Origin of the sequence: Pedobacter sp. MR2016-24, from assembly GCF_026239655.1 — a bacterium.
Classification (GTDB): Bacteria; Bacteroidota; Bacteroidia; order Sphingobacteriales; family Sphingobacteriaceae; genus Pedobacter.
Window position 1 is genome coordinate 481,228 of sequence record NZ_JAPIVO010000006.1, and the last position, 22,629, is coordinate 503,856.

Annotated in this window: 13 protein-coding genes; 2 read left to right on the forward strand and 11 right to left on the reverse strand. The window is 39.3% G+C overall.

Going from position 1 to position 22,629, the window contains the following annotated elements:
• Positions 1-4: 4 nt before the first annotated feature.
• A complete protein-coding gene (locus OQX62_RS18375) occupies positions 5-646 on the reverse strand; it encodes a gluconate 2-dehydrogenase subunit 3 family protein (protein WP_265833074.1) in 642 nt (213 codons plus the stop codon).
• A 224-nt stretch (positions 647-870) separates the two neighbouring features.
• Positions 871-1,791, reverse strand: coding sequence for a sugar phosphate isomerase/epimerase family protein (locus OQX62_RS18380; protein WP_265833075.1), 921 nt, complete (start codon positions 1,789-1,791; stop codon positions 871-873).
• A 167-nt stretch (positions 1,792-1,958) separates the two neighbouring features.
• Between OQX62_RS18380 and OQX62_RS18385 the strand changes: the two genes are divergently transcribed.
• Both OQX62_RS18385 and OQX62_RS18390 read left to right on the forward strand, forming a co-directional pair.
• Positions 1,959-2,909 (forward strand): NAD-dependent epimerase/dehydratase family protein, encoded by a 951-nt coding sequence (locus OQX62_RS18385; RefSeq protein ID WP_265833076.1) that lies wholly within the window; start codon positions 1,959-1,961, stop codon positions 2,907-2,909.
• 22 nt (positions 2,910-2,931) lie between these two features.
• Positions 2,932-3,657: a YebC/PmpR family DNA-binding transcriptional regulator gene (locus OQX62_RS18390; RefSeq protein ID WP_265833077.1), complete on the forward strand. Its 726-nt coding sequence runs from the start codon at positions 2,932-2,934 to the stop codon at positions 3,655-3,657.
• Between the two features lie 57 nt (positions 3,658-3,714).
• Here the strand turns inward: OQX62_RS18390 and OQX62_RS18395 are convergent, their stop codons facing one another.
• From OQX62_RS18395 to OQX62_RS18435, 9 genes are all read right to left on the reverse strand, one after another.
• Positions 3,715-4,503, reverse strand: a complete 789-nt coding sequence (locus tag OQX62_RS18395) for a dienelactone hydrolase family protein (RefSeq protein ID WP_265833078.1) — start codon at positions 4,501-4,503, stop codon at positions 3,715-3,717.
• Between the two features lie 91 nt (positions 4,504-4,594).
• A complete protein-coding gene (locus OQX62_RS18400; RefSeq protein ID WP_265833079.1) occupies positions 4,595-6,301 on the reverse strand; it encodes a RagB/SusD family nutrient uptake outer membrane protein in 1,707 nt (568 codons plus the stop codon).
• A gap of 103 nt (positions 6,302-6,404) precedes the next feature.
• Entirely contained in the window at positions 6,405-9,662 is a 3,258-nt protein-coding gene (locus tag OQX62_RS18405; RefSeq protein ID WP_265833080.1) for a SusC/RagA family TonB-linked outer membrane protein, read from the reverse strand.
• A 428-nt stretch (positions 9,663-10,090) separates the two neighbouring features.
• Positions 10,091-12,388 (reverse strand): beta-glucosidase BglX, encoded by a 2,298-nt coding sequence (gene bglX / locus OQX62_RS18410; RefSeq protein ID WP_265833081.1) that lies wholly within the window; start codon positions 12,386-12,388, stop codon positions 10,091-10,093.
• Between the two features lie 21 nt (positions 12,389-12,409).
• Positions 12,410-13,768: a glucoamylase family protein gene (locus OQX62_RS18415; RefSeq protein WP_265833082.1), complete on the reverse strand. Its 1,359-nt coding sequence runs from the start codon at positions 13,766-13,768 to the stop codon at positions 12,410-12,412.
• A gap of 85 nt (positions 13,769-13,853) precedes the next feature.
• Positions 13,854-15,344 (reverse strand): RagB/SusD family nutrient uptake outer membrane protein, encoded by a 1,491-nt coding sequence (locus OQX62_RS18420; protein WP_265833083.1) that lies wholly within the window; start codon positions 15,342-15,344, stop codon positions 13,854-13,856.
• 11 nt (positions 15,345-15,355) lie between these two features.
• Positions 15,356-18,382 carry a SusC/RagA family TonB-linked outer membrane protein gene (locus OQX62_RS18425; protein WP_265833084.1) on the reverse strand — a complete coding sequence of 1,009 codons (3,027 nt, stop codon included), beginning with the start codon at positions 18,380-18,382 and terminating at the stop codon, positions 15,356-15,358.
• Between the two features lie 243 nt (positions 18,383-18,625).
• Complete coding sequence (locus OQX62_RS18430; RefSeq protein ID WP_265833085.1) at positions 18,626-21,529, reverse strand: triple tyrosine motif-containing protein; 2,904 nt, start codon at positions 21,527-21,529, stop codon at positions 18,626-18,628.
• 125 nt (positions 21,530-21,654) lie between these two features.
• A complete protein-coding gene (locus OQX62_RS18435; protein WP_265833086.1) occupies positions 21,655-22,566 on the reverse strand; it encodes a DUF1735 domain-containing protein in 912 nt (303 codons plus the stop codon).
• Between the last annotated feature and the right edge of the window lie 63 nt (positions 22,567-22,629).

A 22,629-nucleotide genomic window follows, 5' to 3' on the forward strand; every position in this document is an offset into this window, starting at 1 on the left:
AATTTTAAGTTGCCCAAACTCTTTGGCCAGGTTTAAGATCAGTATTGCCATCATAACGGCCAGGAATATCAAGATATTCATACGCTTGTGTAGCGCCTATTTCTGAAGTGAAATAGCCTAATAAGGTTAAATCGCGTGCAATCGCAAAGAAATAGGGTGTACCATCTTTCTTTTCTTTCCCATCTATTGGTCTTCTGCTAACAGGTTTTGCTTTTTCGGCAGCTTGAATTTTTTCGTTTTCAATCTTCTGTGCAGCAATAGTTTCGTCCCTTAATTTACCAATTAACTGTTCACGCTCTTTTGGAGAGATTTTAGTAAATGAGTTCTTAAAATCTTTTTTTGAACGCTCTTCCAGATCTTCAAGTCCTTTTACGAATGCTTCCTGTGCTTCCTTAGGATAACAGTCTTTAATCATCATAGCAATGAACGGGCCTACACCTGCAGCTTTTGCGCCTGGTGTCTTTGTCGTTGGGATGATAGTATCAGCCACCTCTGTGATCATCTGATCCTGGTCAGCCGAAAATAAATTGGAACCTTTCTTGTCTGACGTCGTGTTACAGCTGTCAAGAAATACTCCGATCGTAGTTGCAGATAACGCGCCTCCTAATAAAAAGGCTACATTCCTGACTGCTTCTCTTCTATCCATACTTTTATTTTGGTTATTTTGTTGTGTGTTCTTTTTACACTATTAGCTCTTAAAAATAGATATTATTATTACAATATCCCTACAAGTTAAGTGATATATTTGTATATCATGTTTTTTGTTACACTTTGGATTTATTCTAAATAAAGTCCTTGTAACAGGCCTTTTGTGCCTATAGATAAATGTTAATCCTATTGATGTCTAAGCGATTGCTCTGGGTTGAAGTACTATTTTAACAAGGTATTTTTGACGTAATTGAAGCTTGTTGTAACACTGGTGTAAGGATCGATTTTAATCACATCCTGTTCCACAAAAATATACTCCAATCCTGATAATTTTGCTGCTTTGAAAATTGATTTGAAGTCAATACTTCCCGTTCCAACTTCAACATAAACACTTTTATCTGCCTTATCCATATCTTTCACATGCCACATTTTAAAACGACCCGGATGTTGTTTGAACATGGTGAGCGGATCCAGACCAGCATTTACTGCCCAGAACAGATCGAGTTCAAAACTAACCAGTTTCGGATCAGTTTCTTTTAGCAGTATCTCATAGCCGGTTAATCCATTACCCTGATCTTTGAATTCGAAATTGTGGTTGTGATAAGCCAGTTTCAGCTGATGCGTTTTGCATAATTCGGCTGCTCTGTTGAATTTAGCAGCAATCATTTTATAGTCATCCGCAGTGCCTGTTTGCCTGATGGTAGTTGGCAGTGCAGGAATGATAAAATACTGCTGACCAACCGTAGCTGCTGTTTCAATGTGACTTTTCAATACATCTTCATTGCCACCTGTTGTAAGGAAATCCGTGGCATTATAATGGCCACCCGGACTAGTGATATTATAGTCGGACATTAGTGATTTGAAATCTTTGGCATCCAAACCCCAAAAACCTTTTGCCGCGTTAGGGCCTGCATAGCCGTAAAAAGTTTCTACCTGGTTGTAGCCGATTTTTGAAAGTTGTGCGATTACACCTTTCACATCTTTTGCTAATAAATCTCTTAGCGTGTAGAGTTGCAGACCAACTTTTTTGATTCCTGCAGAGTAATTTGTGTTTGCCAGTGCTGAAGCTAAGGCCGACTGGCTTAATAATGCTGCTGCCGCAGCGATACCTGTTTGCTGTAAAAAACTTCTTCTATTGGTCATCTGATTAAATATGAGGTATCCTTATTTAACAAGTAAACGATAATAATGTTTAGACACGTATATAATAGGTTATAAAAATCCATTTTTTCTGTGCTACATAAATATAAACAAACAAATTTATATAGGTTTGTTGCGTTTTTTTAACTTTGCTAAAATCCAAATAATTCATGACTGATAAAATACTAGTATTAGGTTCTAACGGACAGATCGGCACTGAGCTAGTGACCACTTTACGTAAGTTCTATGGCGAAGACAATGTCATCGCCTGCGATATCCGGAGACCTGATTATGATATTAAGAATTCGGGTCCTTTCGAATTTGTTAATGTCCTGGAAAAAGAAACATTAAACACGATTTTCAACAAGTATAAGCCTACACAAGTTTACCTTTTAGCTGCATTGTTATCTGCTACCGGAGAACAAAATCCAAAGCTGGCATGGGACCTGAATATGAATGGTCTGTTGAATATACTTGACCTTGCGATCGTTTATAAAACTGCAAAAGTTTACTGGCCTAGTTCGATAGCTGTATTCGGCCCGAATTCACCAAAAGATCAAACCTCACAATTCTGTGTGATGGACCCAAATACTGTTTACGGAATCAGTAAACTGGCAGGGGAAAGATGGTGCGAGTATTATTTTCAGAAATTTGGTCTTGATGTAAGAAGTATCCGTTACCCGGGATTGATTAGCTGGAAGGCTGCACCAGGAGGGGGTACAACGGACTATGCGATTCATATTTTTCATGATGCCTTGAAAAAAGGAAGTTATGCGTCATTTCTGAATGCAGAGACGGAATTGCCTATGATGTATATGGACGATGCGATCCGTGGTACTATTGAATTGATGGATGCACCTTCACAAAATATTTCTATCCGTTCCAGTTATAACTTTGCTGGTGTAAGTTTTACCCCTGAAGTTTTAGCGACAGAAATCAGGAAACATATTCCTGATTTTACATTAACTTATACAGCGAATGATCCGCGACAGGCTATCGCTGCCAGCTGGCCACGCTCTATTGATGATCAGTTTGCCATTAAAGACTGGGGATGGAAGCCGGAATTTGATCTGGCAAAGCTGACTGCTGATATGTTGAATAATTTAAAGAAAAGTAATTAGGGTTAACCCTCAATAAAAGACAATGGGAAGAGCATTTGAGTTCAGAAAAGAAAGAAAATTTAAACGTTGGGCTAAAATGGCCGTGCAGTTTACCCGTATAGGTAAGGAAATTGTAATGGCTGTAAAAGATGCGGGTCCAAATCCGGAAACCAATTCCCGCTTACGTACAGCTATCCAAAACTCCAAGGCTGTAAATATGCCTAAGCATACCGTTGATGCAGCTATCAAACGTGCATCTAACAAAGATGAAAATGGCTATGAAGAGCATGTTTATGAAGGATATGCACAACATGGTGTGGCCATTCTGATTGAAACTGCTACTGATAATACTAACAGAACCGTAGCTAACATACGCAGTTATTTTAGTAAAACCGGTGGTTCATTGGGCAAGACAGGTTCTCTCGATTTTATCTTTAACAGGAAATCTATTTTCAGGTTTCTGCCAGGTGAAAAAGACCTTGAAGAACTGGAGTTCGAATTGATCGATGCTGGTTTGGAAGAGCTGTACCTGGAGTCTGACGAAGAAGGCAACGACATCGCTGTTGTTCAAACTGCTTTTGAAGATTTTGGCAAAATGCAAAAGATGCTTGAAGATCTTGGTTTTGAAATGAAAAGTGCCAAACTGGAGAGAATCTCTTTATCTACGACAGATATTACCGAAGAACAGGCTGTAGATGTAATTAAACTGATTGACAAACTTGAAGAAGATGATGATGTACAAGCTGTATATCACAATATGACGGAGTAAGAAGAACTTTCGTTTCAAAGAGAAAAGGAGCAGTGATTTTAATCGCTGCTCCTTTTTTTATTTTAGCCTGTGACTAAAAAGCCAGGGTAATAACTGCGGTTCTCCAAATGCGCTATCCCAGCTATTGTGATTTGCATCAGGATATAAGGTAAACTTCACCTCTTTGCCCACAATTTTAAGTTGATTAGCAATGTCTGTAGAGAAAACAGGGTTGACCACATCATCCTTACCACCATGGAAAATCCATAATGGAACGTTTTTATACTTATTTACATTTCCAAGATTGTCACCGCCACAAATCGCAAAGGCCGCAGCGAAGGTTTTCCGTTTGCGTCTCAGCAGTTCATAAGTTCCCATTCCACCCATCGATAATCCACCGACATATGCCTGGTTTTTATTGATATATGGTTTTTCCAATATATTATCTACCATTCCTAATAATGCTTTCATCGCTTTTGTAGGTTTTCCACCCTTTACAAAAGTAAAGTTTCTTTTACCAGCGGAGTCTTTTGCGATATTAACATTTGCCCAGTAACTGTCTTCAGTGCATTGAGGAAAGATGATAATGGCAGGGAATTGCTGACGGACATCATTTCTCAAAAACAGTTTAGCGCCATGCGTTAACTGCTTCTCATTGTCATAACCACTTTCACCCCGACCATGCAGTACAAATAACACAGGATATTGGAGCTTAGCATCAAAATGTTCAGGAAAAAGAATCCGGTAAGAGATAGTGTCTTTATCTTTTATATAGCTGCCCTTATCGAACTTTTTAAAATCTTGCGCACTTATTTGTAAGTTGCTGAACAGGAAGGTGACGAAGAGAATTAATCTGAAATGCTTCATAGTGCTAAATTAAAAAACCCGCCCGGATTCCGGGCGGGTTTTAACAAATTTAACGGTTTGCTGATGATTTGTTATCAGGAGCTATCCGCTGTTAATATCCGGTACTTTGTTTTAAGATACCTTTACTTCTGTCAATCTGATCCTGTGGTATCGGGAAGTGGTCATCACGGCTCTCAATTGTTATACCCTTAAGGTAATTCAGGTATGTCCCTTCAAATCCAAAATAGCTCTCCAGTGTCTGTTTGGCGATACCCCAGCGTACAAGGTCAAAGAATCTGTGACCTTCCATGGCAAGCTCTAACCTGCGTTCCATTCTAACCGCATTTCTTGCATAGTCGGCAGTTGGAAATGATGGATACTGACTCACTTTATATACCGCAGCCACCGGTCCACCGTCACCAGCAGTTTTGGGAGGTAGTTTAGCGGCCCGTTCTCTCACTTTATTCACTAAAATCAAAGCCCTCGGCAGATCGCCATTTTCTACCGCACATTCAGCCGCCATTAAATAAACGTCCGCTAGTCGGATAAGATTCACATTTAGTCCGGTCACGTTTAGTGCACCAGGAGCTGTACCAGCTGCTACCTGACTTTTGTCCAGCACACTTTTCAGTGTTGTGAAAGGACCTGCACTTGCAGCTTCACGGATCCAGGCGTTACCAGGCATAGGACCATAATCAGCACGGTAATTAACATTTCTTCTACCCATGGTATAATCGATACGAGGATCAAAATTTATGGTACGGTCTAATACATAAGAGTCTTTTTGATCATCAGGTATCAGGAAATCTGATACATAAGGATTAGTACGGTAGCTTCCATCTAACAACGGTAAACCATTTGCATCTACTTTGTAAGCATTTGCCAGATCTATTGAAGGTTGAAAGAATCCACAGCAGGCAATAGGAGGAGGGAAGTTCAGCATATCACCAACATTTCCATTATCCCCGCCGGTGCCATCTCCGCCAACTGCATGTTGTACCGCAAATAAGGATTCAGGTCCGTTTTCCTTAGTGATATTAAAGTTATCAGTGAAATCAAGTGTAACAAGATCTGGTTTTGCTGTAATCACTGCATTCAGCTGGGCATATGCTTCCGGATATTTTTTCTGATATAATAACACTTTACCTAAATAGGCCTGCGCGATATATTTATCAAGTCTTCCAACCTGACCCAAGTATTTAGTGGTTGTTAAGTTTGCTACTGCATACTCCAAATCTGCTGTAATTTCAGGATAAATATCTTTATCATTTGCTACAGCCTCTTCTGTTGTTGCATCGGTAATCAATGGTACATCTTTGAAGATCCGCTTTAAAAAGAAGTAATAATGTGCACGTAATAATCTAGCCTCACCTTGTAACTGCGCAGCACGTGCATCAGTGAACTTGGCACTGCCGGCCTGTACGATTTTTAAAAATCTTAAGGTATTGTTACAACGCTGAATACCCTCAAAACATCTGTCCCAAACATTTGATAAGTTATCATTTGTGCTTACAGGCGCATGTTGCTCAATTGCATTCATATTTGGCTGATCACCGCTGCTACTGCCTTTGTGTGCATTATCCGAAGCTACTTCACCGAATAACCATTGACTGGGCGCGGCGCCATAATTACCCCAGGTTCCATTTACGTTACCATTGAGTAGTCCGTAAGCGCCGATTAGCAATCCTTCCACGCCATCCTGTGTGCTTAATTGTTCAGGAGTTAACTCTCCCTGCGGATTTAGCTGCAGGAAGCTCTTTTTGCAAGAAAGTATATTGCAAAGCACTAAAAGTAGTAGTATATATTTTAAATTTTTCATTAGTCTATATTTATTTATTAAAGGTTATGAAGCTATCAAAAGCATATTTGTTGCTGTTTTGAGCTGTAAGCTTATGATGGTTTCATCTGTCTGTCTTATTAAATTAGAAACCAACACTTAAACCTAGCAAAAACTGACGCGGAGTAGGGTAGATACCTCTATCTATTCCAGGTGCAGAGAAGGTCTCTGTTTCCTGGCTGATCTCTGGATCCATACCAGTATATTTTGTAATGGTAAATAGATTCGTTGCACTTACATATACTCTTACTTTACTGATGCCCATTTTAGAACTAAATAGTTTCTGAGCAGGTAAGTTGTAACCAATCTGCAGGTTTTTCATACGGAAGAAACTACCATTTTGAACATAATAACTGGAAGAAGCATATTCAAGCTCACTAGTAGAACCATAATAAGCCGAAGGAATCATGCTTCCTGTGTTAGTTGGACTCCAGGCATCCAGTAAACGCGTGCTTCTTGCACCATCAAATGTTGGGAAATCCGTGAAATAGCGTGTTGCTTCATAAATATCATTACCCTGCACTCCATTAAAGAATGCTACAATATCAAAGTTTTTGTAAGATGCATTCAGACTCAGGGAATAAATAAAGTCAGGATTCGCATTTCCAATAACAGTTCTGTCATCAGGTGTAATTACACCATCTCCATTGATATCCTGATATTTCAAACCACCCACTCTGGCGCCTGCATAAGAAGGGCTGGCTGCAATGTCTGCAGCACTTTGATTGATACCCGCAGTTTTATAACCGAAGAAAGCGCCATAAGGACTTCCCGTTTGGAGAATACTGGTTTGTATACTTCTGAAAGTGCCGTAGATCTGACGTGATACCGAGCCCAAATTTGTAATCTCATTTACATTTCGTGACAAGTTAACCACGGCATCAAACTTAAATGGACTGTCGTTATTTCTTCCATTGTGATAACCTAAGGTAAGCTCAATACCTTTATTACTCATATCTCCAATATTCACATAAGGTGATCCACCCAGACCAACTGCGGTACTTGGCAGCGGCACAGGGAAAAGCATATCAGTCGTCTTTTTGCTATACCAATCAAATGATCCATCAAAAACACCTTTTTCCAGGGTAAAGTCAACCCCAATGTTTAATGATTTTAATGATTCCCACTTAATACCTGAGTTATCGTAACTTGACTGCCATACACCAGATGTTACGCCATTACCACCTCCTATTGCATAGGCTGCTGAAGTAAGTGTACTCTGGAATCGGTTCAGATAGTTATTGGCAGGGATTCTCTGGTTACCAGTTGCACCATAACCAACACGCAATTTTAAATCATCAAAAATCTTACTGTCTTTAAGGAAACTTTCTTCAGATAATCTCCATGCTACACTTGCAGCTGGGAAATAACCATATTTATTCTCATCTCCAAAATTTGAAGACCCATCCCGGCGTATGGTTACACTTGCCAGGTATCTGTCATTGAAGGAATAATCTGCTCTTCCGAAGAGAGAGAATAAGGAACCTACCGTACCTGCAATATTATTACCAATTATAGAAGAATTGCTGATTCCACCTGTACCAACACCTACATAGCTGTAATCTGGATTGCCTAGTAAAAAGAAGTCATTCCTGCCTGCATTTAGTTGTCTGTTTCTATTACGGATAGCCTCGGTACCTGCAAGTAAAGTGAAACGGTGTTTTTCTAATACTTTAGAGTATGTCAATGTATTTGTCCAGGTCCACTCTGTATTGTAGCCCTGATATTCATTTACATTATTAGAATTGTTTCCCTCGTTGAATTCCAGATTGGGATAACGCATGGTAATTCCGTTATAGTTTTCATAACGTATACCAAAATTTGTTCTTGCTACCAGGCCATCAATGATATCCGCTTCTGCAAATGCGTTACCGAAAAAGAAGTTACTTCTGTTTAGGTTATCTTTAGCTCTGTATAAGAGCGCTAAAGGATTTTCCGCATTTCCTAACTTGCTTCCTAGTGTACCAGCAAAGTTGCCCATAATATCATATACTGGAATGATAGTCGGTATACGGTAAGCAAAACCAATTGCACTGCCCTCATCCTGATAATCTCCAGCTGTATTAGGGTTTACACCGAAACCAAAGCCTTCCGAGTAACTGTATTGTGCATTCTCGCCAAAACGCAAGTGTTTGTTTAACGCAGAAAACGTGGTATTTGACCTAAAATTATATCTGGTAAAACCAGTATGTTTGATTGTTCCCTGTTGTTTCAGGTAACCTCCTCCAAAAGCATAGGTTGCATTTTCGCCTCCGCCACTGGAACTTAACTGGTAGCTCTGAGTTGGTGCTGACTCTGTGATCTCATCAAACCAGTTGGTACCCTGTTGATTCGCTTTTGTAATCTGATAGAATAAATTCGGATCTCTTGAATATACATACTTTGAAGGATCAGCAGCCGCTGCTGTAACATTCTGACCAGATAAATTGTTTGCTATTGTTCCTGCAAACAGATATTCAGGTAATGTTGGATTTGCACCGCTGCCATAGTTATTACCCGTAGCGGGCGTAAGTCCGGCATTACGGAAACCCTGGAATAAGTATTCTGCATATTGCTGTGGATTCATCATTTTTGGGAAAGTGTTTTTTCTTGGTGATGAAATGCCATAATAAGCATCTAATGTAATTTTTGGAGGTCCGGCAATCCCTTTTCTCGTTGTAATGATTACAACTCCATTATTTGCTCTGGCACCATAAATTGAAGCGGAAGATGCATCTTTCAGTACCTGCATCGTCTCAATGTCATTTTGGTTTAACCAGGAAAGTTTACCTTCATAAGGTACTCCATCAATCACATATAAAGGATCGTTGTTATTGATGGTACTGTTACCCCTTACACGAATTTGTGGTGTGGAACCCGGTGCTCCATCAGTGATAATCTGTACACCTGGCGCCTTACCCTGTAAAGCCTCTACAGCACTCGCTGCGGGTTGTGATTTCAGCTGTGCGATATTAACTACAGTAACTGCACCTGTTAAATCCTTTTTGCGTTGGGACGTATAACCAGTCACAACAACCTCTGTAAGGTCATTTTTAACCGGATCAAGCGTAACATTTAAGGTGGTTTGCGTACCAACTGATACTTCTTTTGGTGAATAACCTACGAAGGAAATCACCAGTACGGTTGTCGGACTTGCATTAAGGGCGAAAATACCATTCGCATCTGTGATTGTTCCTCCCGGGCCGTTCTTCACCTTTACGGAGGCCCCGATAATTGGCGTTTTGTCATCTCCGGCTATGACCTTTCCGGTGATTTTAGTTTGTGCCTGTACGTTCACAGCAAGGCACAGACTCATGAGCAGGAGCATAACACTCCTCTTGATAAGTAGTAGATTTCGTTGCATAAGATAATATTTGGTTTTGGGTTAAATAGTTATAAAGGTTTTTACATATAATCTTTTTGAAATTATGGATTTGAGCGCAGAAAACTGGGGACGGGAAGGGTATGAAATATACGTACAGGAGCAGCTTAAAAAATGCAATAGAATTTACCTGATAAACATGCTGAAATGTTTTACCTGTTCAAAAATTGTTAATATCTGGTTTGTTCTTTTTTGCTATATCTAATCTAATGAAAAAGTATTTAAATGCAAGAGATTAAAATAAATATTTCTCACATTATGCGAAAATGTGCGGTTATTGTGTTATAAAGTGTGTTTTATTTGGTGTAATAATTACACTTTAGAATTGCCGAATCTGTGTTTAACCAACAAAACCCCGGGAGAACTCCCGGGGTTTTGTAATTAAATGTTAATAATACGTTTATAAATATCTACTTCGTAAAGGTAAAACGTGATGCCTGATTATCTCTTGAATTGGCACCTATATACAAATTGAAATCTCCTTTTTCAGCAGCAAACTTTAAATCTGAATTGTAGAATTTAAGCATTTCTTCTGTAAGGGTAAACGTCACTGTTTTAGTCTCACCTTTTTTAATAAATATTTTCTGGAATCCTTTTAACTCTTTAACAGGTCGTGTTACAGAACCATAGATATCCTGAAGATAAAGTTGTACTACTTCTTCACCATCAAAGTTCCCTGTATTTTTCACTTCGATAGTAGCCTGAATAGTTTGTCCTGCAGCCAGAGTTGCTTTATTCAGTTTGATTGGTGAATAACTAAATGCGGTATAACTCAATCCATATCCGAACGGATACAAAGGATCATTTGAACTGTCAATGTAGCGGGATTTGAACTTTTCATTCGATAGTCCATCGTAAGGACGACCAGTGTTTTTATGGTTATAATACAGTGGAATCTGACCAACGTTTCTTGGGAAAGTAGCCGTCAGTTTACCCGCAGGGTTATAATTACCTACCAGTACATCAGCAATTGCATTCCCTGACTCTGTTCCTGAGAACCATGTTTCCAATATCGCCGGAATATTTTCGTCTTCCCAAGTTAGCGTTAAAGGACGACTGTTCATGAGTACCAGTACAATCGGCTTACCTGTTGCAGCTAATGCTTTTAACAGTTCTTTTTGATTTGGCAATAAATCCAGATTGGTTCTGCTCGTCGCCTCACCACCCATAATCGCACTTTCTCCTAGTACCACTACAGCGATATCTGCTTTTTTAGCCGCAGAAACAGCATCACTAATCAGTTTTTCAGGTGTTTTTTCATCCGCTACAATATCAGCTCCATTGGCATTGATCTGTTTGAGGATCGCAGGATCATCTACCAGGTTCGCACCTTTAGCATAAGTAATATCCATGTTGGGAGCTACATTTTTCAAACCTTCCATCACACTGATTGCCAGTTTCCAGTCGCCCGCAGCACTCCAGTTTCCTATCATGTCACGTTTATTATCTGCCAGCGGACCAATCAAAGCAATTTTTGCGTTCTTTTTAAGCGGCAATAACTGATTGTTGTTTTTTAACAACACCATAGATGCTTCAGCAATTCTTTTCGCATCAGCCCTGTTTTTCTGAGAAAGTATTTCAGTCTTCGCTTTTTCTTCGTCAACATATTTATAAGGATCAGCAAATAATCCTAATTTGTATTTCGACTCCAGGATTCTGCGACAGGCAAGATCAATAACTGCCATGCTGATTTTTTTCTCCTGTAAAGATTTTTTCAGCGTATTCAGGAATCCCTCACTCACCATATCCATATCTGTACCCGCTGCCAGTGACAATGCACTTACTGTCTGCAGATCACCTAAACCATGCGGTACCAATTCGCTCACGCCAGTATAATCGCTCACCACGAAACCTTTAAAACCCCATTGTTTACGCAACAGGTCTGTCAGCAGCCATTTGTTAGCCGTCGCAGGAACACCATTAATATCATTAAATGATACCATTACAGTCTCAGCTCCTGCATCAACTGCAGCTTTATATGGAGGCAGGTATTCATTATACATTCTGATCAGACTCATGTCCGTGGTATTATAATCTCTACCGCCTTCTGCTGCGCCATATAAGGCAAAGTGTTTTACAGAAGCCATGATGGCATCTTTATTAGACAAGCTGTTGGTTTGATATCCCTTTACCATTGCAGCTGCAATTAAGGAACCCAGGTAAGGATCTTCACCCGAACCTTCGGCAATTCTTCCCCATCTCGGGTCTCTCGCAATATCTACCATAGGAGAGAAGGTCCAGTTTAAACCATCTGCACTTGCTTCTCTTGCTGCAATACGTGCACTTTTCTCAATCAGTCCTAAATCCCATGATGCACTTAAGCCCAGTGGAATCGGAAAAATGGTTTTGTGACCATGTACTACATCATAACCGAAGAGCAATGGAATTTTGAGTCGTGATTTAGTGACAGCAAGTTCCTGTAGCTTACGTACAGCCTGTGGCGTGAAAGTGTTAAATACACCACCTACTAAACCTTTTTCAATTTTTTCATCTACACCTTCACTCAAAATTGGGCCGGTAACGTCAAAACCTACGGCAGGTAAGTTGAGTTGTCCGATTTTTTCATCCAGTGTCATTTTAGACATTAGATTGGTGATGAACGTATTCATCTTTTGGTCGGTGCCTGATGCTGCCTTTTTCTGTTGCGCAAATAGAGTGTTTGTGCTGAAAACGGCTGCCAGTAAAAATAAGGAAGTCGATTTTTTCATATTGTGTGTTTATTATATGTGTTATTTTTTTAATGCAGGACTTTCGAAACCTAATTTATTTAAGCCGTTTTTTACATCCGGGCTGCTCATGAAAAGTTCCCATAATAAGCCAGACCTGTAATTTTCAATCATGCAGATAATAGGTCCCTGATCAATTGCCAGGTGCGATTTTGCATACCAGTTATGTTCTTCACTAAATCCATCTACAAATCCATACTCACTCCATATTTTGTCACCTAAATCAAAATAGAAATGCCTCAATGCCTTCATAGAATATTCAGGTGTATAAGGGAAGGCAGACAAAGCGGCGGTCGGAGTAATTACACCTAAATCCTCAGTAGGAGAGTGGGCCGCATATCCCTGCCAGCTATCTCCAGCCGTCAGTCCCCAACTGTTTTCACCATAACCTTTGTAATGTTTTGGATTTTCCACACAATAGGCATGGTTGATCAGCGTATGGCTTTTGTTCTGTTCAAAATAATCCGCATAGCGATCTTTTAATCCTCGCGGATCCAGTCCCAGAAAAGAATAGTGGGTAAAAAATAATGGTCCGCCGAAGTCAAAACCCAATGGCAATGTTATGCCCTGGTATTTTTTTCCGTTATAAAAGGTATTGCTGTTTGCCCAACCATCTTCATAAACTCTTTTATCAATTGCAAATTTGGGTGATGAAGCCGCCATCACATAAGTAATAAAACATTCATTCCATCCTTTGATCTGATGGTTCATGCTCCAGCCGTTATTCGGACTCCAGTGCCAGTACAATGCATTTTGCTGTTGTGTAAACCAATTCCATTCAATGCCTTCCCAGAGCCATAATATTTTATTACGGATATCGTTCTCCACTGCATTATCTGCGGTGTAATACTGACGTGCAGTAAGCAGGCCCTGAAACAGGAATGAGGTTTCCACTATATCAGCGCCGTCGTCTTTAGGACTAAAGCGGATCACCTTACCCGTTTCACCATTTAACCAGTGCGGAAATGCACCATGAAACATATCTGCTTTATATAAAAAATCTACAATTTTTTTCGTCCGTGCTGCGGCTTGTTCGCGCGTAATGAATTTGCGCTCGGAAGCTACAATCATTGCCATTACCCCAAAACCAGTTCCTCCGGTTGTTACCACCTCATCGCCGTAGTCGTATGACCTGTTGCTGCGTTCTCTTGCCATTCCACTCACCGGGTGACCAAAATCCCAGAAATAACGGAAGGTCTGTTTTTGTACAAGGTCAAGTAACTGATCATCTGTCAGGTTTTTCTGTATTTTCATTACAGGCTTTATTCCATCAGTAGCATTAGCTTTTGATTTCTGGCAGGAAGCACTAAACGTATAAAATGATAAAAGGAAGACGAACAGGCAGGCAGAATTAAATCTCATTTGTATCTGTTTAAATTTGTAATGATATTAAAAGAGGCTGCCCGGCAACGCCAGGCAACCTCTACATATGGGTGTTTGATTGTTTCTAGTAACCAGGGTTTTGAGTTAAAAGATTACCACTTCTCTCAATTTCTGCCTCAGGAATAGCCCAAACCTCATTTTTGTTTGCTTTCCAGCCTTTTGGACCAAATACTTCTGCACCGCGACCTTGGCGAATCACGTCAAAATAGCGATCATTCTCCATAGCCAGCTCCACTTGCCTTTCCTTATAGATCGCTGAACGTAATGCTGTTTGATCTATAGTAGTGACATCAGGAAGTACATTTGTTAAACTACCTCTCGCACGTGCTCTTACCTTGTTTAAAGAAATTAAGGCTGCAGTTGGGTTACTTAACTCATTCGCAGCTTCAGCATTCATAAGCAGTACATCAGCGAAACGTAATACTCTGATATTTTGCTGACTGCCTTCGTTGTAACCACTAACAAACATGCTAAACGGAACGTATGATTTTTGATTGTACCTATCGTTAGGAACAGCATTTGTATTTGGAATTAAATCACCCTGAGGAGTGGTTTCACCTTTAAATATAATTGTTGCATTTTTTCGGGGATCCCCTGTTTCAAATGCGTTTTCAAGAACCTGAGAAGGAACGTTGAATCCCCATCCGCCACCTGGAACTCCTGCTACACCCTGTACCTGACTGTATTGGGAGTTTGAGGCATCTTTATTTCCGAGAAGTAATTCTGACTGTATTTCGAAAATAGACTCAACATTGTTTTCATTGTTAGTACGGAATCCTTTTTCAAAATCAGGGAAAAGAGTATATCCTAAACCAATTACCTGATTCGTCAAAGCATACACGTCTGCCCATTTCTTCTGGTATAGAGCTGCTTTTGCATGCATACCTAATGCCGCACCTTTAGTTGCACGTCCAAGATCTGCAGCACCATAAGATTGTGGTAACACTGTTGCTGCTTCAGTTAAGTCAAGTTCTATCTGCGCCCAAACTTCTGGTGCACTCGCACGCGGAATATTATACTCTGTAGCATCTATAGGTACATGCAATCTTAGCGGCACGCCACCATAAGCCCTAACTAACCTAAAATAAGAATATGCACGTACAAATTTGGCTTCCGCCATGTATCTTGCTCTCAAAGCTTCATCCATGGAAACCTTTGAAATATTATCCAATAACTGGTTACATAAATTGATATTTTGATATTGGCCGGTCCAGAAGCTTAAAAAAGTATTCTCAGTAGCTGTTACCGTAAAAGTATCATAGAGATTAAAAAATGTTGCATCTGTCGGCGTACTCCCTTTGTCCGCTTCATCGGAGGGAATACTTTCAATAGCCAGGGCAGGAAAAGCCACATTTTCCCAGGTGCGTAGATTCGCGTAAATACCATTAACAGCTTTTGCAGCATCCTCTGGAGTTTGCCAGAACTGTTGTGCCGGCTGCTGACCTTGAGGATCTACATCAAGGAAACTTTTTTTGCATGAAGATGAAATCAGTACAATAGATAATAAGAATACTGTACTACACCTTTGAATATTAAAATTTTTATAAGTTTTCATTTCCTGTTCAATTAAAACGTTAGATTAACACCTACGTTGTATGTTGCGAATAAAGGGTAAACATTGATGTCAACACCTCTGCTAGTAGGAGTTGCACCAGCTGCTGTATTGTAACCAACTTCTGGGGTAAATCCTTTATAACCAAATAAGTTGACTGCATTTTGGGCGTTAGCGAACACTCTTAATTTTTTGATCTTCCATTTTGAAACGATTTCTTCCGGCAAGGTATAACCCACCTGTATGTTTCTTAATCTAACGTAAGCACCGCTTTCCACCCAATAAGAGTTTGCAAGGTAATTTCTACCGGAACCTAAATTTGCTGATGGGTTGGTATTCGTTGAACCTGGTCCTGTCCAACGGCTATCAAAAAATTCCTTCGTAAAGTTCTCATTACCGAATCTTGCCGACAGATTTCCATTGTAGACATCTACACCTGCTACTCCTTGTACATCGATAGTTAAATCGAAATTCTTGTAAGCAAAGTTGGTATTTAAGCCGTATGAATATTTAGGATTAGGGTTTCCTAAAAAGATTCTGTCTTTACCGTCTATCCTGCCGTCACTATTGTTATCGGCATAAATAAAATCACCTGGCTTCGCGTCTGTTTGTGCAGAAGCAAGAACTTCGGCTGGTGTCTGGAAAATACCGGTTACCTGATATCCATAAAACATTCCGATAGGTTGATCAACAACAGTTCTTGTCGATAATACTCCACTGGTTAATCCTTCTCCTCCCTTGTCAATCGGGTTTGAACCTGAGGATACATTTAATACTTTATTATTATTAATACCAATGTTTCCACTAATACTATAAGTTAAGCCACCGGAGGTTTTATCTGACCAGGTCGCCATTAATTCAAGCCCTCTATTTCTGAAGTCGGCCTGATTACTGATTATTGAGCTGTTAATTGTCCCAATAGAACCTAATACAGGAATGTCAAAAATAGCCTTCTGAGTTGTTTTACTATAATAGTCTGCTTCAACACTCAATTTATTAGAAAAGAAACCCATTTCCAGACCGATATCAGTTCCTACACTTCTTTCCCAAAAAATTGAGGGCGGAACAATTGTTCTGATACCAGCGCCAGTGAAAGGCTGTCCATTGAAGTAAGCAATTAAAGCCGCACTTTGATCTACAGTTTGTGTACTAGGATTAATAGGTACACCTGCATTGCCCACTACACCCCAGCTACCACGAAGTTTTAAATTGCTGAAAACCTTTTGGTCTTTCATGAAATCTTCGTTAGAAATTACCCATCCTGCACCAACTGAAGGAAAATATCCCCAAAGATTATTACCAAAAAATTGTGATGCTCCATCCGCTCTCAATGATGCATTCAATAAGTAACGGTTATCAAAACCATAATTCACACGACTGAAATAGGATGCTACAGTATTTAAGCTTCCTTTATCTGTTATTGATCGTGTCGCCGCTGTTCCAAGGCTTAAGTATAAATCTCCTTCACTTGAGTAAGGTACATCTTGTGCTGTTGCATTGATAGTATAAGATTTAAACCTTTGTGCAGTTTGTCCAGCTAAAACAGTCAGGCTATGAGCACCCCATTTATTATCATAGGTAAGCGTATTTTCAATTATCCAGTTTCTGTTTTCTATTCTGTCTACACCTAATGTACTGTTAGTTGCTAATTGAGAAGTTGTTGCTTTATATACTGGTGTATAAGATCTCACCTCTTCCTGACTAAAGTCGCCACCAGCACTGGTCTTGAAAGTAAAGTGATTTGCAAATTTTAATTCCGCAAATACATTACCTGTTATTTTGTATTGTTTGTTAGTTTGATTATAAAAATCCAGTGTAGCCTGTGGATTAACATTACTTCCATTACCCAATTGATATATTGCAGGATCTCCATAACTTCCATCTGCATTAAATACAGGTACTACCGGAGAAGCTGCATATAATGCTCTAAATATGTTAGAAGGAGCATCACGTGAAACGCTTGATACACCTGTAACATTATAACCAATTTTTAACGATTTGAAAATTTGAAAATCATTTGATAATCTCGCAGTATATCTTTTATAGTTATTGTTTTCTACAATACCATCCTGATTCAAATAGCCAAGCGAGAAGTTGTAACTCGATTTTTCTGAAGCACCATTTACTGAAACCTGGTGGTTAGTAACCATTGCAGATCTTAACACCTGATCGTACCAATCTGTGCCCTTACCTAGATTAGTATTGACAAATAAAGGAGCGAGCCCACTGATATTGTAAAGCTCATTTACGGCAGTAGCATACTCACTTGCATCAGTCATTTTAACTGCATTAGTTATGCGCTGAATACCAACTGATCCATTGTAGTTGACAGTAGGATCTCCCAATTTTCCATGAACAGTCGTCACTAAAACTACCCCATTCGCAGCACGAATACCGTATATTGATTGACTAGATGCATCCTTTAAAATACTGATGTTTGCGATATCCGCAGGATTTAAAAAATTAATGTCATCATACCAAACACCATCTACTACATACAGTAAACTTGTTTTTCCGTAAATAGTACCTGTTCCCCTGATTGTAATTTGAGGTGATTTTCCAGGAGCCCCATTATTGGTGATTGAAACTCCGGCCACTTTACCTTGTAAGGCACTTACAGGATTTTGCGAAGCTTGCTTAGATATATCCTCACCCTTTACAGAAGCTACTGCTCCAGTAACATCAATCTTGCGCTGAGTACCATAACCTACAACTACAACTTGTTCCAACTGTTGGGAAGAAGAAGCCATTACTGCATTTACAGTGGTTTGATTATTCACAGGTACTTCCTGTGTAGTATAACCTATATAGGTAAATACTAATGTTCCGTTTGCCGGTACGCTAATGGTATACTTTCCATTAACATCTGTCTGTGTTGCTTTTGTTGTTCCTTTTACTACCACGCTTACAGCTGGAATGGTGCTCTTATCCGTACCATCTGATACCGTACCCCGAACTGTGATGTCCTGAGCAGATACTGCGTTAATAAATAATAAACAAAGAAAAGTTAGAACAGAAAACTTTGTAAAGATTCGTCTCATACTAATTTATAGTTTTGGTATTAATTGTGGGTTAAAGCTCCGGCAGTTTTTGAGGATAAACAAAGAAATCGCCTCAACATTAATACATCATTGGAGCTTTGTGTATTAAATACAATAAGTTTTTATAAATGTAAAATCGGCCTTGCTGACTAATTAGAGTGATAAAATTAGGGGGCTTAAGGAATTAATATATTTTGGTAATTGTGTGGTGTATTTAGAGGCTTGTGTAGTAATGATGTAGTCCTAAAGCTCCATAAAGAACTCTGCAAGGTTCTTGTCGTGTGGTATGTTCAGCTTTTTACGCAATCTGTAACGCCTGATTTCAACCCCTCTTAAGGAGATATTAAGCAGGGAGGCCATCTCTTTACTGCTCATATTCATATGCAGATAGGCACATAATTTAAGGTCATTTGGAACCAGATCCGGATGGTTTGTCTTTAGTTTTTTGAAGAAACTACCATGCGCTTCGTTGAAACTGGTCTCAAATAAACTCCAGTCGCGCTCATCATTCATCCCTTCGTCAATTACCTTTTGTATTTTCCTGAGCTGAACATCTTCCAGTTTCTTACCGGTGCCATCTTTTAGTTTTGTCATCTCCTCACTTAGTTTCTGCAGCAATTCATTTTTATAAACTAAACTCATTGCCGAACTGGCAAGTTCACGATTTTTGCTTTTCAATTCCGCCTGCAGTTTCTCCGTTTGCAATTTGATGATCTGTTTTTCATTGGCTTCTGCTTCTTTTTTGAGATAGGCCTCCTGCTCAATTTCCAGTTTTGATTTTATCTTTTGCTGGTCTTTCTGCAATTTACGCTCATATATTTTTTTGCCTTGTAGTGCAACATAAACAAACAAGATCAGGTAGATTGCAATAGCCCATTTACTTGCATAGAAGGGAGGAAGAACCGTAAATTCAAATACGGCGGATGGTGTAACTGATTCCTCATCAATTTTAGCCCTGACTAAGAAGCGATAATTTCCGCTGGAAAGGTTGGTGAAGTCTTTTTGCGTTGCAGTGCTCCAGTCAGACCATTGTTTAGAGTATCCTTCCAGGTAATACTGAAATTTAACTTTAGATTGTCTGTAATAGGGAAGGGCAAAAGATATCCTGATATTGTTTCTGCTGAAAGGGATCTCAATTTCAGTATCACTGTTACCGTTTTCTGTAATGATCCGGTAGGTATCTGTCACATCCTCTATCTTGCGGATCAGGACTTGTGGTAATTTTATCTTTTGTTTAATCTCATCAGTATTTGATCCATTGTAGATTACAAATCCGTCATCTACGCTAATGAGGTACATCTGGTCACTGATTTTACTGATATTTTCATAGTACTGTACCATCCGTCCATCTAAAACACTGAAGCGGTTGGAGTCTATGCTGATTTTTCCCGGTTCCAGGAGGCTAACCAATCCCATCTTACCGTGGTTAATGAACCAGTATTTTTTTATTCCTGCATTGATAATTTTATTGGAAGCAGCATAGTATCCAAGACCTTTATTCAGCTCATTATATAAGGTGAAACGATTACTGATCTCATCATAGATCTGAAATCCCGCTTTAGAAGAGAATAACAGCTTATTCTCCAGCATAAAGATATTGATATTGTAATTATCCTTAAGGCCATTCTTGTCGTCAAAATAACTGGTTTTAATTACTTTGGTGAAATCAGCACTTAGTGTTAGTCTGTATAAACCTTTATAGGGGTGACTTACCCAGATATCTCCCTTTGCATCCTGTTCTACATAACGCGCAGGCTGGTTAAAATTAGCTATCTTACTATAATATCTCCAGTATCCAGACTTATCTTTTTTATACAGGACCAGGCCATTATACGTTCCCTGGATCAGGTAATCCGGATTGCTGTTCAGCTTTTTGATCGTCCAGCCCCCACTAATATCAGATACTTTTTCTATCTGATTGCCTGTAACCCTGAACGTACCCTCATTATGGCCACAAAGCAGCTGGTCGTCAATCAAATTTAAGTCCCATACCTGGCCCTGAGAACCCGGAATCAGTTTGAAATTAAAAGTATTGAAGTGACTGCCGTTTCCCTGATTCCAGGGACTGTAAAACAAGCCCTGATTCGTCCCCAGATAAATCGTGTTTTTATAAATTCTACTTGAGTATACTGTCCCAAACTGACCTTCTTTATCCAGGTAGAAGTATAAAGGAGAATTCAGTTCTATCCTGTCAATTCCATTATCCAGCCCTGCCCATAAATTTTGGTCTTGATCCGTAAATAAGCTCAATACAGTGTTATTCTGCATTCCGCTGGATTTATTAATCTGCTGAACGATGTTTCCGTTCTGATCAATAATAATTACACCATTCAGAATTGTACCAAAGGCATAGTATTTTTCACTAATCCGGCTTCCATTGTTCAGCTGGAAGGTCTTTAAAAAAGCATTGGCCGCGGTATTAAAAGGTTTGTAATTCTGGCCATCATAAATAAATAAACCGTCTTTACTTGTTCCGATAAGCAGACTGCCATTTTTATAAGGCAAAACCGTTAAAATGTTTGCCGGATTTAAGGGGGTTGTGTGTAGTAATGCGACCAGCTGACTGCCTTTCAATTCGTAAAGTCCTTTCCCTAGTACTTCTACTAAAAAACGATTGCCGGCATGATTCAGAAAGAGCAATGAACCCTGTGGTTTTACTACTGTAATTTTGCTATCCTGAAAAATATAGATGGTAGTGAAAGATTGAAAAATTACTCTTTTACCATCAACATGTATTTTCCAGATCTCATCTGTCATCCGTTGTCCTTTAGGGATCAAACTAATCAGTGATGTATAAGAAAGGTGTTTATTGCGGGTAGACCAGTAACCGAATTCACCAAAACCACCTGTATAAATTTTTCCATTATTGCCAGCAGCTACAGCGCGGACAATTTGTCTGTCTGGCATACTGTATTGTTGCCAGTATTTTCCGTCAAAGGTTAATAATCCCTGCGCGTTTCCAAAATACATGATGCCCTTATTATCTCTCGTAATTGCCCAGTTCTGGTTTCCTGAGAGGTAAACTGATTTAGGGTAATTCTGAATATAAGGGGTGCCGATGCTTTTTATATCATCCGCCCTGAGCGCTGTACTGATGAAAATAAAGCTTATAAAAAGGAAAGAAAAAATAGTGTGACAGGTTCTCATTTAAAACAACAGGTACTCGAATGTTATAATTAAGGCGCAAATTAGCCAATAATTATAACATTCGAATACCTGTTGCTTTTTTGTGTTGAAATTGAATTATTCAGCACAAATTTTTCTCAATCAAATTATTTTCTGGCTTCTTTATAAGTCCAGGTTTCATTGAAAAATGTTCTGTCGGTGCCATTCTGGATCATAATGTATTTCACCTTAAATGTTACCGGCACTTTTCCGTCTGCGGACATAGTGAATTTGTTTTCACCTGTAACATCAATTCTTGCAGCTCTTGTATTCTCAGCTGGCTGCCCGTAATAATTAACAGCACTAGTAACACTATTAGTTTCGTTATCTATTGTAAAGACAGGACTGAAGGATCCGTACACCGTTTTACCACCGTCGTTTAAAATACCATGCGCAAAAGATTTATTGTCGGCATCGTAAATGGCTACTGTATTAGGTCCCTGGGTTACCAGATGGAATGTTCTTGGGTAATCTCCTGTCAATAAAGGATTCACCTGATCCAGCATAGTTCCAGATACTGTATACACCCCATCCCATTTGTTCTTCAAAGAAATCACAGACACAAGTGTTCCAAAATTCCCGCTTACAGTGAAGCCACCGCCGTCAGTAATTGAAATTGGAAGCGCATAAGTTTTAGTCGGATCCAAACTGATCGTATTGATCTTAACCGGAAACTTCACCTTACGCTGGCCTGCCGGAATAATCACTTTATTTGAACTGAACGTATAAGAACTTTCCGGTATTAAAGTATATGATTTTTCATTAACCTGATTAAACTTATCTAAAGCAGCCCCATCAACCGCTAATGTCACTACTACGTCTCTGTCGTTAGCTTCTGGCGCTGCGTAATTCACATAAATAAAGTATTCTGAAGGTACTTCATCAATAGTGAATGCTGCTGCAATAGAATTTCCACCCCCATTACCAGCGGAAGACCCTATGGGTAATTCTATTATAGGTTTATTCTGAGTGAAATCTGGCTGACTGGTATCTTTCAGACAAGAATTTAGACTGCTCATAAATACTGTTGCTATGATTATTGAATATATTGATCTTCGTTTCATTTTTTTTAAATTATGTTT

Excerpts from the sequence above, each read along its gene's own strand:
- OQX62_RS18405 (WP_265833080.1), bottom strand. The coding sequence starts at position 9,662 with ATGCAACGAAATCTACTACTTATCAAGAGGAGTGTTATGCTCCTGCTC.
- OQX62_RS18430 (WP_265833085.1), bottom strand. The coding sequence starts at position 21,529 with ATGAGAACCTGTCACACTATTTTTTCTTTCCTTTTTATAAGCTTTATT.
- bglX (WP_265833081.1), bottom strand. The coding sequence starts at position 12,388 with ATGAAAAAATCGACTTCCTTATTTTTACTGGCAGCCGTTTTCAGCACA.
- OQX62_RS18395 (WP_265833078.1), bottom strand. The coding sequence starts at position 4,503 with ATGAAGCATTTCAGATTAATTCTCTTCGTCACCTTCCTGTTCAGCAAC.
- OQX62_RS18380 (WP_265833075.1), bottom strand. The coding sequence starts at position 1,791 with ATGACCAATAGAAGAAGTTTTTTACAGCAAACAGGTATCGCTGCGGCA.
- OQX62_RS18420 (WP_265833083.1), bottom strand. The coding sequence starts at position 15,344 with ATGAAAACTTATAAAAATTTTAATATTCAAAGGTGTAGTACAGTATTC.
- OQX62_RS18435 (WP_265833086.1), bottom strand. The coding sequence starts at position 22,566 with ATGAGCAGTCTAAATTCTTGTCTGAAAGATACCAGTCAGCCAGATTTC.
- OQX62_RS18390 (WP_265833077.1), top strand. The coding sequence starts at position 2,932 with ATGGGAAGAGCATTTGAGTTCAGAAAAGAAAGAAAATTTAAACGTTGG.
- OQX62_RS18375 (WP_265833074.1), bottom strand. The coding sequence starts at position 646 with ATGGATAGAAGAGAAGCAGTCAGGAATGTAGCCTTTTTATTAGGAGGC.
- OQX62_RS18425 (WP_265833084.1), bottom strand. The coding sequence starts at position 18,382 with ATGAGACGAATCTTTACAAAGTTTTCTGTTCTAACTTTTCTTTGTTTA.
- OQX62_RS18400 (WP_265833079.1), bottom strand. The coding sequence starts at position 6,301 with ATGAAAAATTTAAAATATATACTACTACTTTTAGTGCTTTGCAATATA.
- OQX62_RS18415 (WP_265833082.1), bottom strand. The coding sequence starts at position 13,768 with ATGAGATTTAATTCTGCCTGCCTGTTCGTCTTCCTTTTATCATTTTAT.
- OQX62_RS18385 (WP_265833076.1), top strand. The coding sequence starts at position 1,959 with ATGACTGATAAAATACTAGTATTAGGTTCTAACGGACAGATCGGCACT.